The organism is Methylocella tundrae (genome assembly GCF_038024855.1).
GTDB classification, from domain to species: domain Bacteria; phylum Pseudomonadota; class Alphaproteobacteria; order Rhizobiales; family Beijerinckiaceae; genus Methylocapsa; species Methylocapsa tundrae.
Genome location: NZ_CP139088.1, coordinates 288,621 through 303,952 on the forward strand (window position 1 = coordinate 288,621; position 15,332 = coordinate 303,952).

Annotated in this window: 12 protein-coding genes and 1 pseudogene; 4 read left to right on the forward strand and 9 right to left on the reverse strand. The window is 62.8% G+C overall.

Features of this window, described 5'->3' with window-relative positions:
* Positions 1 to 650: 650 nt before the first annotated feature.
* The 5 genes from SIN04_RS02315 to SIN04_RS02335 all read right to left on the reverse strand — a co-directional run bounded on the left by SIN04_RS02315 (position 651) and on the right by SIN04_RS02335 (position 6,213).
* On the reverse strand, positions 651 to 1,322 hold the full coding sequence (locus SIN04_RS02315) for an IS6 family transposase (RefSeq protein WP_134493060.1): 672 nt from the start codon (positions 1,320 to 1,322) through the stop codon (positions 651 to 653).
* Positions 1,323 to 1,611: 289 nt separating this feature from the next.
* Complete coding sequence (locus SIN04_RS02320) at positions 1,612 to 3,513, reverse strand: nitric oxide reductase activation protein NorD (protein ID WP_134493062.1); 1,902 nt, start codon at positions 3,511 to 3,513, stop codon at positions 1,612 to 1,614.
* A 15-nt stretch (positions 3,514 to 3,528) separates the two neighbouring features.
* Positions 3,529 to 4,332, reverse strand: a complete 804-nt coding sequence (locus tag SIN04_RS02325; RefSeq protein WP_134493064.1) for a CbbQ/NirQ/NorQ/GpvN family protein — start codon at positions 4,330 to 4,332, stop codon at positions 3,529 to 3,531.
* A gap of 54 nt (positions 4,333 to 4,386) precedes the next feature.
* Positions 4,387 to 5,730, reverse strand: coding sequence for a cbb3-type cytochrome c oxidase subunit I (locus tag SIN04_RS02330; protein WP_322847413.1), 1,344 nt, complete (start codon positions 5,728 to 5,730; stop codon positions 4,387 to 4,389).
* 36 nt (positions 5,731 to 5,766) lie between these two features.
* Positions 5,767 to 6,213, reverse strand: a complete 447-nt coding sequence (locus SIN04_RS02335; protein ID WP_322847414.1) for a cytochrome c — start codon at positions 6,211 to 6,213, stop codon at positions 5,767 to 5,769.
* 197 nt (positions 6,214 to 6,410) lie between these two features.
* Here SIN04_RS02335 and SIN04_RS02340 point away from each other — a divergent pair, with 197 nt between their 5' ends.
* From SIN04_RS02340 to SIN04_RS02350, 3 genes are all read left to right on the forward strand, one after another.
* Entirely contained in the window at positions 6,411 to 7,214 is an 804-nt protein-coding gene (locus tag SIN04_RS02340; protein WP_134493066.1) for a helix-turn-helix domain-containing protein, read from the forward strand.
* Positions 7,215 to 7,272: 58 nt separating this feature from the next.
* Complete coding sequence (locus SIN04_RS02345; protein ID WP_134493068.1) at positions 7,273 to 8,463, forward strand: NnrS family protein; 1,191 nt, start codon at positions 7,273 to 7,275, stop codon at positions 8,461 to 8,463.
* 254 nt (positions 8,464 to 8,717) lie between these two features.
* Positions 8,718 to 8,954, forward strand: coding sequence for a GDCCVxC domain-containing (seleno)protein (locus SIN04_RS02350; protein WP_244606042.1), 237 nt, complete (start codon positions 8,718 to 8,720; stop codon positions 8,952 to 8,954).
* Positions 8,955 to 9,012: 58 nt separating this feature from the next.
* Here the strand turns inward: SIN04_RS02350 and SIN04_RS20200 are convergent.
* The 4 genes and pseudogenes from SIN04_RS20200 to SIN04_RS02370 form a co-directional block, all read right to left on the reverse strand.
* Positions 9,013 to 9,404: pseudogene (locus SIN04_RS20200) on the reverse strand (DDE-type integrase/transposase/recombinase); the annotation flags it as partial.
* A gap of 104 nt (positions 9,405 to 9,508) precedes the next feature.
* Entirely contained in the window at positions 9,509 to 11,068 is a 1,560-nt protein-coding gene (locus tag SIN04_RS02360) for an ISL3 family transposase (protein ID WP_322847415.1), read from the reverse strand.
* Between the two features lie 215 nt (positions 11,069 to 11,283).
* A complete protein-coding gene (locus SIN04_RS02365) occupies positions 11,284 to 11,760 on the reverse strand; it encodes a hypothetical protein (RefSeq protein WP_134493071.1) in 477 nt (158 codons plus the stop codon).
* A 46-nt stretch (positions 11,761 to 11,806) separates the two neighbouring features.
* Positions 11,807 to 12,985 (reverse strand): RHE_PE00001 family protein, encoded by a 1,179-nt coding sequence (locus SIN04_RS02370; protein WP_134493073.1) that lies wholly within the window; start codon positions 12,983 to 12,985, stop codon positions 11,807 to 11,809.
* A gap of 302 nt (positions 12,986 to 13,287) precedes the next feature.
* Between SIN04_RS02370 and SIN04_RS02375 the strand changes: the two genes are divergently transcribed.
* Positions 13,288 to 14,226, forward strand: a complete 939-nt coding sequence (locus tag SIN04_RS02375) for a recombinase family protein (protein WP_134493075.1) — start codon at positions 13,288 to 13,290, stop codon at positions 14,224 to 14,226.
* The last annotated feature ends 1,106 nt before the right edge of the window (positions 14,227 to 15,332 follow it).

The following is a 15,332-nucleotide window of genomic DNA, read 5'->3' on the forward strand; positions in this document are numbered from 1 at the left end:
GGTGATGAGGTAACGAGCGCCCCGGGGGCGCGCCCTACAGGCGCATCTATCCACGTATAAGTCTGTAGGAAACGCCTGGACCTCGGCGCAGCTTATCACGGTCCAGCGCGCCTCCGCCGGAAATAGCGTTTCCGCGTTCTGCTGCGCGGCTCTCCCAGTCCAATCCCACACCCGCAACGAATGGCCGGCCGTCCGGTGAGGCGTCAAGTACGCGATAGAGAACGCCGCAACGCCGCACGGCTGAGCAGCGGCGCCTGAGCCCCTTCCGCACAAACGCCCAGATCTCCTCTTTCGACGCGAATTCGCGCGGGATCGCACGGCCCCGGTTGCCGATGCGGGAAGGACACGCGCCGTCCAATTTCCAAAAAGATCAAGCCCTGCTTCGACAACCCAGGACCGGTGGCGATTGAGCGCCGGATCGCACGCCCTCAGCACGACTTTGATCGCGTCCATCGCCGGCATCCGATCGCTCGCATCAAATGATTTCGTGTTCGCGCCGCAGTGAATCACGAAAGGAGGAAGAGAGCAAAGGAGAGGTGATTTGGCTACCGCAATGACGGCCGCGCCGACAAGGGGTCGGGCCGACGAGCCGCTAGGTTCTGTCGCAAATTGTCTCTGTGGGCGAGGAAGGTCCGGGATGACGAATTGGTTTATCCAGCCAGCGCATAGAACTGCTGCGCCGGACTCAATGTACCCCTCGCGCGCAACTGGCCCTTGCGGATCATGTGCAAGAGTTCGACTCCGGCAAGAGTTGGCGCCGCTGACCGAAAGGATTTGAACCCCATCATCGGCCGCACCACTCGTTTGACGGCTCGGTGGTCCTGTTCGACAATGTTGTTTAAATATTTGATCCGACGGATTTCGATGTCCGCCTCATGTTCCGCGTTGGAGCTTTCGATCGCCGCCGTGTTGGCGCCGCTCTTGTCGATCGTGATCTTCTTGGGAACGCCATGATGGCCGATCGCCTTGCGCAGGAACCGCAAGGCGGCATTACGATCCCGCTTGGCGGTCAGCAGGAAGTCTACGGTGGCGCCAGCATTATCGACTGCACGATACAGATATTTCCAGGAGCCTTTGACCTTCACATAGGTCTCGTCCAATCGCCAGCTGGAGCCAACCGAACGCTTGCGGGCGCGAGATTGCTGATCCAGCAACGGGGCGTATTTCACGACCCAACGATTGAGCGTGGAATGGTCAACCTCGACGCCGCGCTCTTCCATCATTTCCTCGAGCTGCCGATAGCTTATTGGATATGCCACGTACCAGCGAACGCCCCAGAGGATTACCTCACGTTCAAAATGGCTGCCCTTGAACTCGATCATCGTGCTATTCCGCCAGACCCGTTTCCAGCGATCATACCCCCAGGTCTCCGCCAAGAACAGTTTGCGACAGAACCCGCCATCTTGTGTGAGGAAATGCAAAGCGGGAATTCACTGAGAAGCTTGCTTTGCCACAGTCCACTGGAAACAAGGACCAGCGCCACTGACGAGTACTGATTGTGCCCCGCGGGAGAGAGCAAATTTCGGAAGATTCAGCGCCATTTTCAAACCCCTCGTTTGAGTTGAGTTTTCAGGCTCATGGACTTTTTCCGTAACGAATCTAGGCGTTTGCTTAACCGAACATAATGTGCCTCAAAAGCAGAGGCATTATTGGCGGCAATCGCGCTGGATCGGCGATAATGGCGAAGCCGCCTCGGCCGAACAGAACCGGGAAATGGACCTGCGCGCGGGCGTCAATGGTGACGCCGAATACGCTGGCCCCGGCGCGTCGGGCTTCCTGGACGGCGCGCCGCGCATCCTCCACGCCAAAACGTCCCTCGTAGTGGTCGCAGTCATTCGGTTTGCCGTCGGTCAGCACGAGAAGCAGCCGCCGCCGCGCCGGCTGCGACGCCAGTTCCGCCGTGACATGGCGCAGCGCTGCCCCGATACGCGTGTAGTGACCTGGCTTCAGCGCGCCAACTCGCTGCACCACCATTGGCGACAGCGCCTCGGAAAATTCCTTCACAACATCGACGCGCACGTCATTGCGGCCCTTGGAGGTGAATGAATAGACAGCATTTGCATCGCCGCCGGCATCCAGCGCGTGGCAGAACAGCAGCGCTGCTTCGCGCGCAATGTCGATCACGCGCTGCGTCCCGACCCAGGCTTCCGTCGACAGTGAGGCATCCACCAGCAGCGCCACCGCAAGATCGCGCGTCTGCTTACGGGTCGTCTGGTAGATGCGCTCCGATGGCGCGCCACCCGCGGAAAAATCCGCGCGCGCGCGCACGAGCGCTTCCAGATCCAGTTCGTCGCCGTCGATCTGCGCCCGTATCGTCTCATACCGCGGCTGCAACGCCTCAAACTGGCGGCGCACGCGGTGGATGCGGCGCAGAGTTTCGGGCGTTGGCCGCCAGGCCGCGTCTCCCGCCGGCGCTGGGGCGGCGCGGACCCGGCAGTAACCGGCGCGATAGACGTGGCGGCGCCAGTCCCATTCGGGATAACGCAGCCCCTCCGCCGCAGCGCCCTCTGCAACGGCCGCGGACGCTAGGTCAAGCTCGAGCTTGAGTCGCGTCGCGGCGCGCCTGCCGTGTGGGGAAAGCACGATTTCGCCGGCATTCTCGGCGGCGCGGCGCGCGCTATCTTCGTCATCATCCTCGACGGGCCGGGCGAGGTTCATCGACTCCGCCATGGTCAGAAGTTTTTCAAAACGGTTCAGGGCCAAATAATCCCGGCGCTCGGTCTGTTCCTGCTGGCTGCGGCGGGCCTCTCGGGTGCGCTCATCGCCGCTGGCGGCGTTGGAGCGCGCGTCCTCCTCACCGATCGCCGGCGCCGCGCCATCCGCCGCGGTCCGCGCCTCCCCCCAGAGCGGCGCTGGCAAGAATGGACGATAGGCGCGAGCCGATTCGCCCAGCGCCCGTATACAGGCTGCGGCGAAATCAAGTTCGCCGCCCTGACCGAGAAGCGCCCGGATCGCCTGTTCGACCGCCGCCTCGGCTGCTGGAAGGCGGCGCTGGGGCCGGCCACGCAGGACGGAAGCGCACAGCGTGGCGTGAACCGCAACAAGGCCCGGCGCCGCCGTCAGCGTCGCCTCCGTCGCCGCGCGTACATCTTGCAGGAAGGCGACATCGCGCGCGACGCTGAACGGTTCGGGCGGGCGCAGGGGCAGATGGGCGAAGAAGGCGGCGAGCCAGACATAAAGCGCGCGGTTCTCCGCCCGGTTCGGATACGAATCGATCAGCGGCGGTAAGTACAGCGCCTGGCCGTTCCGGCGCGCGACGGTCAGGCGGTGAGCGCCGGCGATGCGCTGACGAAGCGTTGGCCGATGCGCGGGGCCCATCTCCCCGGCGACGGCGAGACGAAGACCCGGCGCGCCGCCAAGACCCCGGAAAAGCACCGCAAGAGGCTGACGCACCTCCTCGAAGGCCACCGCAGCCTCGGGAAAATGCTTTTGCGCGGGCGCGCCGCCTGCAATATCGTGCCAAAGCTTGCCGACGAATTCCTCAGGCTCCAGCAGGGAGAAAAGAGATTTCACCGGATCAACCCCACATCAACCGAGCGTCACCTGGGCGAGTTCAATCAGGCCGCGCCGCGTCTCGACATCGTCGGTCAGAGGCTCGATCATTGCCGCCAGCACTGCATCCTCGATACGCATGCCGCTGGCGATCAGCGTTGCCGCATAGACTAAAAGCCGGGTCGAGCAGCCTTCCTCCAGATCGACATCGGCAAGCGCCCGTAAGCGTTGCGCCAGCAGCACAAGCGGCCGGCACCGCACCGGCGGTAGTCCGCTTTCGGAAGCGATGATGGTGAGTTCAGCTTCCTCGCGCGGGTAGGAAAACTCGAGCGCGATGAAACGTTGCCGGGTGCTCGGCTTCAGCGATTTCAGCACCGTCTGGTAGCCCGGATTATAGGATGCGACAAGCATGAAATCGTCCGGCGCCGCCAGCGTCTCGCCAGTGCGGTCGAGCGGCAGGATGCGGCGATCATCGGTCAGCGGATGCAGCACCACCGCCACATCCTTGCGCGCCTCCACCACCTCGTCGAGGTAGCAGATCCCGCCGTGACGGACAGCGCGGGTTAACGGCCCGTCCACCCATACCGTATCGCCGCCGCGCAGCAGGTAGCGCCCGGTTAGATCGGCGGCGGTTAGATCGTCATGGCAAGCGATGGTGATGAGCTGAGCCCCGAGCCGCGCCGCCATATGGGCGACGAACCGGGTCTTGCCGCTGCCCGTCGGACCTTTCAGCAGCAGCGGCAAGCGATTGCGGAACGCGTGCTCGAACAGCGCGCATTCCTGACCGTTCGGCAAATAGAACGGGATCGCGGCTTCGGTCTGCGCCAGGGCGACTGACATCAGTTTCTGCTCCTTAAGGTCCAGCGCCCTGGCTGGACGCCGGACCGGTTAACATTATTCGGCAGGAACGAACGCCGTGTCCGCCGCCCGGCGGCGGCCTGGCACGAGGATCGCGATCATGAAGAGCGCCAGGCCGGTCGCGGTGAGAACGCCGCCGATCAGCCGGATCCAGTAAAACAGCGTCAGCTGCTGCTGGACGTCCATATAGTCCTGGCCCTGGACCCGTTCGAGATGCGTTTGCAATACGCCGGCGAACAGCAGCGCCGACGTCATCACGCCGACGCCGGTGGTCATGATCCAGAAGCTGATGACGTTAAGCCACTGATTGTACGGCGCGCGGCCGAGCAGCGGCGGCATGGCGTAGGTGATCATCGCGAGGTTGACCATTGCGTAGGCGCCAAAGAAGGCGAGATGGCCATGCGCAGCCGTGATCTGCGTCCCGTGGGTATAGTAGTTGATCGGCGCCAGGTTGTGCAGGAAGCCGAGCACGCCGGCGCCGAAGAACGCGGCTACGGCGCAGCCGAGAGACCACAGCAGCGCGGCGTGGTTCGGGTGCTGGCGCTGCCCCTTCCAAACCATCGCGAAGGCAAACAGCACCATGGCGAAGAAGGGTAGCGGCTCCACCGCACCGAAGACGCTGCCGAGCCACTGCCAGTAACCGGGCGTGCCGATCCAGTAATAGTGGTGGCCGGTGCCGAGAATTCCGGAGAACAAGGCGGCGCCGATGATGACGTAGAGCCATTTCTCCATCACCTCGCGATCGACGCCGGTGAGCTTGATCAGCAGGAATGCGAGAATGCTGGCCATGACCAGTTCCCACACGCCCTCCACCCAGAGATGCACCACCCACCACCAGAACATCTTGTCGATGACGACGTTGGCCGGAACGTAGAAGGCGAATAGGAAGAACACCGCGATGCCCCACAGCCCAAGCATCAGGATGCCGGTGATGACGGTGCGACGCCCGCGCAGCACGGTGAGCGAGGTATTGTAGAGAAACATCAGGACGACCAGCACGATGCCGACCTTGAGGTAGATCGGCTGCTCCAGATAGGAACGGCCGTCGTAATTGCCGAAAAGATAGCCGACGACGATCACGACTGCCGCGACGAAAAACACCCAGAACTGCACGCGCGCGAGCATCGGCGAATAGAGTTCGCGCTCGGTCTCCTCAGGCAGCAGGTAGAAGGTCGAGCCGAAGAAGCCGAGCAGGAGCCACACGATCAGTGCGTTGGTGTGAATCATGCGCACGACGCTGAACGGCAGGATCTCCGTCGGGATCAGATTGGGCGCGATATACATTGTCGCGCCGATCAGGCCGAACACGAGTTGAAGCGCGAAGATGACGAGCGCGCCTACGAAGTACGGTAAGGCGACGCTTTGCGATTGATATTTCATGACCGGTGTCCTTGGGCGAGTGCCGTGCCGGGGCGGCTACTTGGGAGCATGGGGAGGCCAATTCTGGGTGTCGACTGCGCTCGTCCAGCGCAGGAAAGCGATCAGATCATGCATGTCGGAATCGGAAAGATGGAACTGCGGCATCTGATGACGGCCAGGCACGCCTGTAGGCTGGGCGGCGAACCAGCCTTTCAGCGCCTCCTCGGCGCCGGCGGGATCCTTAGCGCCTCCATATTTGAGCCAAACCTTGCCGATCTCGGGCGCGAAGCGGGCGCCCTCGCCGAACAAGGTGTGGCAGTCGAAACAGGCCTTCTGTTCCCAGATGCGCTTGCCGTGCGCAGCCTCGGCGCTGATCGGGTTGGTCTGCTCCATGATCCGCGCCTGTATGAAGCTGTTGCCGACCAGCAGCGCGAAGACGATGAAGAAGAAGATGGATCCGCCATAAAAAATGTTGCGAGCGGCAGCCGTGGTCAGGCGCTCCATAACTGGCCTCCTTTGGATTCGATTGAGTGCAACGCTCGCGGTGGGCGGGAAATTGAGCTGACAATGAATCTTGCAGATCCCGATGCATGCTTACATTGATCTATATCAATGCAAGAAATGATGTGATTAGCAAAGTAGCGTGATATAAGTCACATTAGAACGCATTCTGGCCCCGGGAGAGGAAGGAAGACAGCCGAATGGAAATGGATCTGCCATCCGATCGACCGCACGGCGCAGCCCCGGCTGTCGCGCCCGCAAATGCTCCAGATCTGGCGTCTTGGTCTTCCGCGCGTGAGGCGCTCCAGGATATTGGCTGGCTGCATGAGGTTCAAACTGAAACGCTGGATGCGTTGGCGGCGGAGGCTCTGCTGCATCGCGTGCCAGCCGGAAGCGTGCTGCTCGAGCAAGCGGAGACGCCGGTCTTTGCGCAGTTCCTCCTCGCCGGCAGCATCGAGCTTTTAGGCATACGCAATCAGGTCGAGACCCTTATCGAACTGTTGCTGCCGGTCGATCTCGTCATTCCCGCCGCCGTCATCGGCGATCGGCCCTATCTGATGCGGGCGCGCGTCTATGAGGAAGCCCACCTTCTTCTGATCCGGGCGGAAGCGTTCCGGGAGGCCATCGCGTCGGATCACGCCTTCTGCCGCGCGATTCTGGGCCGGCAAGCCGCGCAGTTCCGGCGCCAGGTGCGCATGCAGAAAAACCTGAAGCTGCGCTCCGCGGAAGAGCGGGTCGGCTGCTATCTCGTCGCGCTATTCGGACAATCTCATACAGGCATCGCCGTCCGGCTGCCGCTCGAGAAGCGCCTCATCGCCTCGCAGCTCGGCATGACGCGCGAGACGTTCTCGCGCGCCCTGGCCGGGATGGCGAAGTTCGGAATGCTCATCCGCGGCGACGTCTTGCACATCGAAGACGCGGCTGCGGCCCGCGCCCGCTTCCCGCTCGATCCGCTCATCGACGGTCCTGAGCCGATCAAGCCTTTTCAAGACAGGAAGGCCTGACGATGAGCCGGCAGAACTGCTTCTGGCAGCCGTTCAAAATCGCACCTCCAGACGCGCCATGAACGTCGCCGCAAAAGACCCGGTGAATCGCGCGGCGCCGGCCCTTCTGACGCAGGGCTTCCGGCCATTCTTTCTGGCGGCCGGCCTCTGGTCGGCGGGAGCGCTCGCGCTCTGGATCGTCATGCTTGTCACGGGATCTGCGCCGCCGAGCCGCTTCGATCCGCTCAACTGGCACATTCATGAAATGCTCTTCGGCTTCGTGATGGCGGCCATCGCAGGCTTCCTGCTCACCGCCATCCCGAACTGGACCCGACGGCTTCCCGTCAGTGGCGCGCCGCTGGCGCTGCTGGCCGCGCTGTGGCTGCTCGGCCGCATCGCCTGTCTGGTTTCATCGCTCGTTCCGGCGTGGCTCGCCATCGCCGCGGATCTGTCCTTCCCGGCGCTTCTGGTTGGGGTCGCCGCTCGCGAGATCGTCGCCGGCCATAACTGGCGCAATCTGCCGATGGTCGCGCCGGTGACCGTTCTCGGCGTCGCCAATCTCTTGATGCACCTTGAGGCTGCCGGCGTCGCCGTCCCAACAGGGCTCGGATGGCGTCTCGGGCTTGCCGCCGTGATCGTGCTGGTTTCAGTGGTGGCCGGCCGGATCGTGCCGAGCTTTACCCGCAACTGGCTGGCCAAGCGCCCGGGCGCCAATCTCCCCGCCGTCTCCAAGAGCATCGACCGGGCCTCCCTCGGCGTCCTGCATGCGGGCCTGTTCGGCTGGGCGTTCTTTCCGACTTTCGGCGCGATTGGCCTTGTGCTTCTGCTCGGCGCGGCGCTCAATTTCTGGCGTCTGCTGCGCTGGCGCGGCGGCGCGACGGCTGCGGAGCCGCTGCTCATCATTCTCCATATCGGCTATGCGTGGCTGGTTCTCGGCGCCGCCTTGCTGGGTCTTTCCATGCTCGATGCCGATCTGCCGCAAAGCGCCGCCATTCACGCCCTCACGGCGGGGGCGATCGGCACAATGATTCTGGCGGTGATGACGCGTGCCACGCGCGGCCACACCGGACGCGATCTGGCGGCGGATAGCGCCACACGCCTGATATATATCCTTGTCAGCCTCGCCGCGATCACACGCGTCGCCGCCGCCCTCCACGCGGGCTGGACCATGCCGCTTCTCATCATCTCGGCATGCTTCTGGATCGCCGCCTTCGGAGGGTTCGTTCTGAGCTACGGGCCTATGCTCATCGGCGCGCGCGACGCGCGGTAACGACGGAGCGCTTGCTAACAGGGCATCAAACTGTCGAAGCGCCATCCTGCACAGAAACGGCGTAAACCGTATGTCGGATTGCGCAAATTTATCGAGCCTCAATGCTCTTCAGTATCTCGGCATATTGTTGCGCCGCTTGGGCGCCACTAGCGGGTAGTGTCTCAGATTGAAAATCGAGGCCATTGACTGACGCTCGCGCCGCCCCGATCTCCCGTGCTATGCTTAGCGCAAAGCAACATGGGACGCGATCGATAATGCAGCCAGAATCAACGCTGACCTGTCCAAAGTGCGGGTATCAGACAGTCGAAACAATGCCAAACGACTCCTGCCAGTTCTTTTATGAGTGCAAGGGATGCGGCGCATTGCTGAACCCGTTGGCGGGCGATTGCTGCGTTTTTTGCTCTTATGGAACTGTCCCATGTCCGCCGATGCAGGCTAACCGCGACGACAATTCAGGGGTCACGGCGGAATCTGTTCCAAAACGCAGCTAAGTGGTTGTGGTGCAAACTGTCGGAATCAACGAAACGAAACGTCAGGGGATGAGTCGGCTCAGGCAGCGAGGACTGCATTCAAGATTGCGGGCGCGCCCTGTTGTCTTTGTTGCGAAGTGCGCCGAGTGTGAACTGGCCCTTTTTGATCCGACGCATGAGTTCAATACCGGAGATCGTGATTGAGGCGCTCCGAAAGCGCTTCAATCCAAGCATTGGACCCAATCGAGTTTTGATCGAGCGGTGATCCCGCTCGATCAGGTTGTTCAGGTATTTCGAGGACCTTATTTTGGTCCGCTTGCCGCGCTGATGTTCGCCGAGAAACTCCCGCACCGCCCGATGCGAGGCCTGGCAGCAATCAAGCGTGATGGCGCGCGGCAGTCGGCCCTGGCTCTTGAATGCCCGACGGAAAAATGCTTTGGCGGCGGCAACATCCCGCTTGGCGCGGAGCAGTTTGCGCGCGAATTTACAGCTGTCACCTCCCCCTGGCTGATTGGTCGGGGGTGTTGATTTCCACTGAGAACTGGCTCTGACGCATTTTTGCTGAAGGCGATCAGCTACCCCGCGCCGATCAGTCGCGCCTGAAGCAGATCGATTTTGGCGCGCCCGTACATCTGGCGTTTGATGAGTTTCAGACGAGTGATCTGCCCCTCCGTCTGTCCATTGGACCAGGGCGAGATGATCGCATTTCGGACGGCGGCCAGATCTTTCTCGACACCATTGGCGAAAGATCCGACAAGGGTTCCCTTCCCAGCTTCGAGCCACGCGTCCAGCTTGGCGGCCGCCTTTGATCGGATCATGGATTGGAACTCCATGATGGCCTCGCGAGCAACAACCAGATCCTGGACATTTCCTTCAATGGCCGCCACCAGAATGGCTTCAGACTTTGTCAGGTCGTCACGTGCCGACGTCATTAGACGGGCGATGATCCGAGCTGACGGCGTTCGCGCCAGCGCGTTTTGACCTGCCTTTTCCGCAAGGCGTCTGCGTTGCGCCCATTGTGACACCACGCCGCTTCGCCCGGAAAAGCCCGCCACACGCATTTCGCGCCAAAGCGCCAGCGCATTGCGCTCCCCTTTCTCCCAGCGCTCATTCAGCCAGGGCGACCAGCTATCCAGCGAACTGGGCTTTGTCCGGAAGACATCCGTCCGCTGGCCGCGCAGGACGTCGCGAACAAGCTTGCGGCTGTGTCCCGTCTCCCTCACGATTTGCCTGATTGGGGCGCCTTGCTTCGACATTTTCAGAATGGCCTCATTTGTCTCCTGCCGACGCAGATATCCCTGGTACTGGAGGCGCTCAGCACAGGTGAGAAGCTTGGGATCTATGACGCTGCTGCCGATGGCCTTTCTGATCTGCCGCATGGATTTGCCAACCGCATCGAGAAAGGCCCGGCTCGAGTTCTCCAGGAGATGCCAACGATCCGCGACTTGTTCAGCGTGCGGCAGGGCTTTGGCGATGGCCTCGCCGTAACCGCCGCCCCGGTCCCGGGCGACCGTAAGTATTGAAGGCCGCTCAGCCAGCCACGCCCGAGAGGTGTCCAGCGCCCGATCTGGCAACAAGATCACGGGGCGACGGCGCTCAAGATCGCAGACGATCGTTCCATAGGTCTGTCCTCGACGAAACGCGAAGTCGTCAATGCCGATGACCGTAAGCTCGGCGCCATCGGTCTGGGTGCTGCGGCGACGCACGACACGCAGAAGCGTGTCGTTGCTGACGGGCATCATCAAGCGAAGGGCGAAAGCCGCCGCAGGTCTGCCACCCAAGGCCAGACCGAGATGATGGACGATAGTCTCAAGCCTTCCGGTGCGCCGGCCGTATGGGGAAAGGACGCCAGTCTCAAATCGTTCGCAAAAGATGCGCCGACCGCACAAAACCGCGTCGCACCAGAACCGTCGCGCAATAACCATCAGTTCGACTTGGCGGCCGCCAAGGGGAAGGTCGGCGGGGCGGCGCAAATACCGACTCTGAATCCGGCCGCTTCTTCGACCGCAATCTGGACAATGACCAAACGGCCGAAGGGACCGCAACCGGATCTGGACCCGGGCGCCTTCCACCGTGACACCATCAACTGCAAAGCCATCTGGCGCCAGGCTGGCGCGTTGAAATTGCTGACCCATTCACAGCTCCTCCGACGAATCAGCAAGAGCGTCCCGGCGAACCGCAGCAAATATGAGTCAGAGCCAATTCTCGGCGGAAATCGACAATTTGCTCGTTGCGCGGGTTTGCGGCCGTCGGCTGGATATGCGCACATGACCTATGTACCAAAACAGGAAGACGATCGCCATCATATTGGCAGGCGGGCTACGGGCGGCGAGAAGGGAAATCTTTCATCTCATTTGCCGATCGTCGCGGCGATCATTTTGAAGATCCGAGGCTCGGCGCATTGAGACACGTTGAAGCCCAGGAAATTGCACGCAGACTGAGAACGGCCGAACACATTGCCCGGCGCAACGACGATGTCGCTGGCAAGCGCGCGGCGCGCAATGTCGGCGGGGTCGAGACCTTCAGCGAGGCGGCCCCACAGGAATATGCCGGCCCGAGGCTCGATCCATGGCGCGATCCCGATGGATTTCAGCCGCGCGCTTGTCTTGCCCGTCGCATGCGGCAGGCGTTCGCGCAGTCCGTCGATAAGCTTTCGATAATCGACGTCCTTCAGAACGGAGAAAAGGAGGTAGGCGGAAAAATGGCCGCCGACGAATGACGTGGACGACGCGATCCAGGCCATCGACAGCCGCAAGGCGCGGCGCGGGAACTCAGCGAAGACGTTGTCCTCGATGATTGTATGATCCGTCTGTTCCGCGAGCTTCAAAAGCCCGTGGGCGCTGGACGCAGCGCTATGTGCGCGCGGGCCAGCCTCACCCGACGGCCCATGCGCGGTAGCGTTTGCGGCCGGTGATTTCGCGCAGCCCTGGGCCGATCTCGGCGACGAGGCCCTGGGCGGCCTGTTGGCTGACGCCGAGCTCTCTGGCGATGAGTGGCACGGTAGCGACCGGCCTGCTGATAAGAAGCTCGGCGAGGCGCGGCATGTTTGAGGACGCCCTGCGGCCCTTGCATTTTCGCTCGAGAAGCTGGCGCGCCAGCATCAGGCGGTCGTGCTGGGCGAGGCCCTCGCGGGCGGCGGCCTCGACGATGGCGAGGCCCTGATGGAGGCGGGCCGTCATGGTTTTGGCCGATCCCGGCTTTGGCCTAAGCGCGCGAAAGCCGAGATGGAGGCATAAGAGATGGGCTTTCGCGCGGCCGCGCCGGCGCAGATGCAGAGCGGCGAGGAGCGGCGCGAGCCAACCCTGGCGCTGGATCGGCTCAAGCTCGCGCCAGGAGTGCGCCAAGGTGAGCGCGCCGAGAAGCGGCGGCAAGTCGTCGATGTCCGCAACGCCGTGACGCCAGGCCGCGAGGCGCCCGGCCTCGTCCCATTCTTCATCATAGACGAAGGCGTCTTTTGACGGCGCGAGCGGCGTTGCGCCGGCGCACTCCAGCGCGCCCACCGCCGCCTTTGTCGCGGCGGTGAGTCCGGCGAGCGCGGCGGCAAGATCCGCGTCTTGTCGATCGTCGCGATCGTCCGCCGTCACCCTGTCGCTCTCGTCGTCTTCAGGCATTTCAGCCGATGGCGCCGGCGCGGCGCGGCCGGCGAGGCGGAGCAGCGTCGTGGGCGACAGCGGCGTCCTGGGATCGAGCGCGAAGGCTTTTCGGCGGAGGTTCAGATAGGCGCAGGCGCGGGTCAGCGCATGGCTGGGGCTGCGCGCGTCCATGCCGGCGTCATTGAGGACGAGGTCTTCGAGATGGACGAGTTCGCCCTCGGCCCAAAGGGCGGCGCAGCTCTCGGTGAAATCGGCGCGGGCCATCCAGCCGTCACGCACAGGGCTCGCGCGCAAGCGTTCGTCGAGGCGGGCGAGCGCGTCGTCGGCGGCCGACAGCGGAACGAGGAGGCTGGCGAGATCGGCGGCGGCGACGGCCGCGTGGGAAGTCCGGCCCGGCGCGGCCTGGGCGGATTTTGCGGGGCTTTGCGGAAAGGCGTAAAACATGAGAAGAATCAACATCGAGAACAAGCACAATCAAGTTAACATGGCAGTAGCCTGTTTCATAGAGGGTCCAGCGAAGCGCGTTCCAGCTGTAAGCACGCCTTCCGGGCCGCGCGCCCTCCCCTGCCCTGCTCTGGCGGATGAAAAAGACGCTCTTTTGCCTCTGGCGAGCGGCGCGAAGGCGCGCGTTTGGCCAGTTAGCAACGCCGATAAACGGTCATTTACTGATAACCTATGAATTTGTACAAACGGTCTGGGCAGCCGCGCGAAGCGCTGATTCGGCCGGCAATGTCCCGCATTGGGGTCTAAAGGACTGTAATATGCGCCGGTCGGCGACACGAAACGCCTCCCCTGCCCCGCGCGGCCGCCTCATCGGCTACGCACGTGTCTCGACCGAGGATCAGGCGACCGACGCGCAGACCGACGAACTCAACCTCGCCGGCTGCGACGCGATCTATCGCGAGACCGGCTCCGGCGCCTCACGGACGCGGCCTGAGCTTGCCCGGCTCATGCGGGATATAAGGGCCGGCGACGTGCTCGTCGTGGTCCGCCTCGACCGCCTTGCGCGCTCGGTGAGCCACCTCCTTGACACCATCGAGCGACTGGAAGACCGCGGCGCGCATTTCCGCTCGCTGCGTGATCCGATCGACACTTCGACGCCGCAGGGCATGTTTTCGCTGCAGGTGCTGGGCGCCGTGGCGCAGCTCGAGCGGGCGCTGATTTCGGAGAGAACCAAGGCCGGGATCAAGGCCGCGCAGGCGCGGGGCAGGCGCTCTGGCAATCCGGGCCTGCGCGAGCGTCGCCCCGAGGCTTTGCGGAAAGTGTCCGACGCTCGCGCAAAAACCTATGTCGACGCCCTGCTCGCGTCCGTCGACGTCTGGCTGCCGACGGTGCGCCGGATGCGTCCCGATCACCCTTGGGAGGACGTCGTGCGCGTGCTCAATCTGAAGCGCCCCGTGCGACCCTGGACGGTCGAGCGCCTGCGCCGCGCGGTGCGGCGTCTCGTCCGGGAGCATCTGGCCGAGCCGCGCCTCATCGAGCGCGCGCGGCGCAAGCCCGCGGAAGACCGCCTGACGACGCTGGTTTCAGGCATCGCCATGGGCGATCCAGACATGAGCCTGCGCGAGATCGCCGCCCAGCTCGAAGCGATGCGCGAGCGCACCCCGCGCGGCGGCGCCCACTGGTCGCCCTCCTCCGTCAAAAACCTTCTCGATCGCGCGAAGAAACTCGGATTGGCGACAGTGATGAGGCCGTCTTGAGCCTGGCGTACCGCGGGTGGCGGCCGACAGCTTTCCTCTCACTGGATTTGCGAACCACTATCCTATGCGGCCCAAATGAGCTGCTGCGGGAGCCAATTCTCGAGCGTAAGCATCGAAACTCGCGCATGTTTGCGTGACGACGGCGTCGAGCGCAGGCATGCGCGGCGATCAGCAGATCAGTGCCGTCGAGTTTCTTTCTTTGCGCCGATCGCCGAGTTCCGCTGCGACACTGATGGTGGCGTAGATGTTGTCCTCTCCGACCCAGGGAATTTGGCGCGCCCTGCCCCGGTGATTTTTGATGAGCCTGCGGTGACGCTGGTGTCGAGCAAGTAGCGCGTCAGAAGACGTCTTTGGGTTTGGCGGGATCGTCCTCAATCTCCAGAATATCCGCGTCGATCGGCTCCAAGACCGCGAGTAGCGCCAATGTGCTCGCGCGCACGGTCGGCTCGATCATCAGGGAGTTCGAATTCGATGGAAATGCGCACGGCCTGGTTGCGGCCGTTATAATCTGATGTATCGCTGTTCTGACATCGAAATCCTTGAGCCTATGGCATAGACGCCTGCTCGTCCTTGCTGCGTTTCAAGCTCCTCCTGGCGCCGCCTTTAGCATATTCCTCGTAACTGCGGCGCTATCCTTCAGGGGATGTGAGACGGGTGGGCGCATCCGGGCGTCTGCCCGGGCGGATTCGCTAATGGCTCAAGTGGGGGCCCGTGTCGTGGGACGACCAAGGCGGCGGGCCTCCGATCCGGTCAGGCGCGGCCCCCAGGCGAAATTTCAACAGCGCAGATCTGGCAGGCTCGCGGCGCGCTCAATGATGTTGAAATACATCCTGTCATAATGCGCGGCGCTTAGGGATTGAGCGCTATTTGCCACGCATCAAGAGTTAGCCGCGGCTAACAAACGGGGATGCGTAGCGATCGCCCAGCGATATATAATTGTTAGCCAAGGCTAACAACAGCAGGCGTCTATCCTCAGCGTTAACTCTTCGTTAACTCAAAAGCGCTTGCAGCGCCTAGAGAATCGGTCCAGTTTTAAGAAATGCGGTAAACTTTCCAATATTGGTAAAACTCCGCAGATGCCGCTCCAGCCGAATTCGGATATCGAC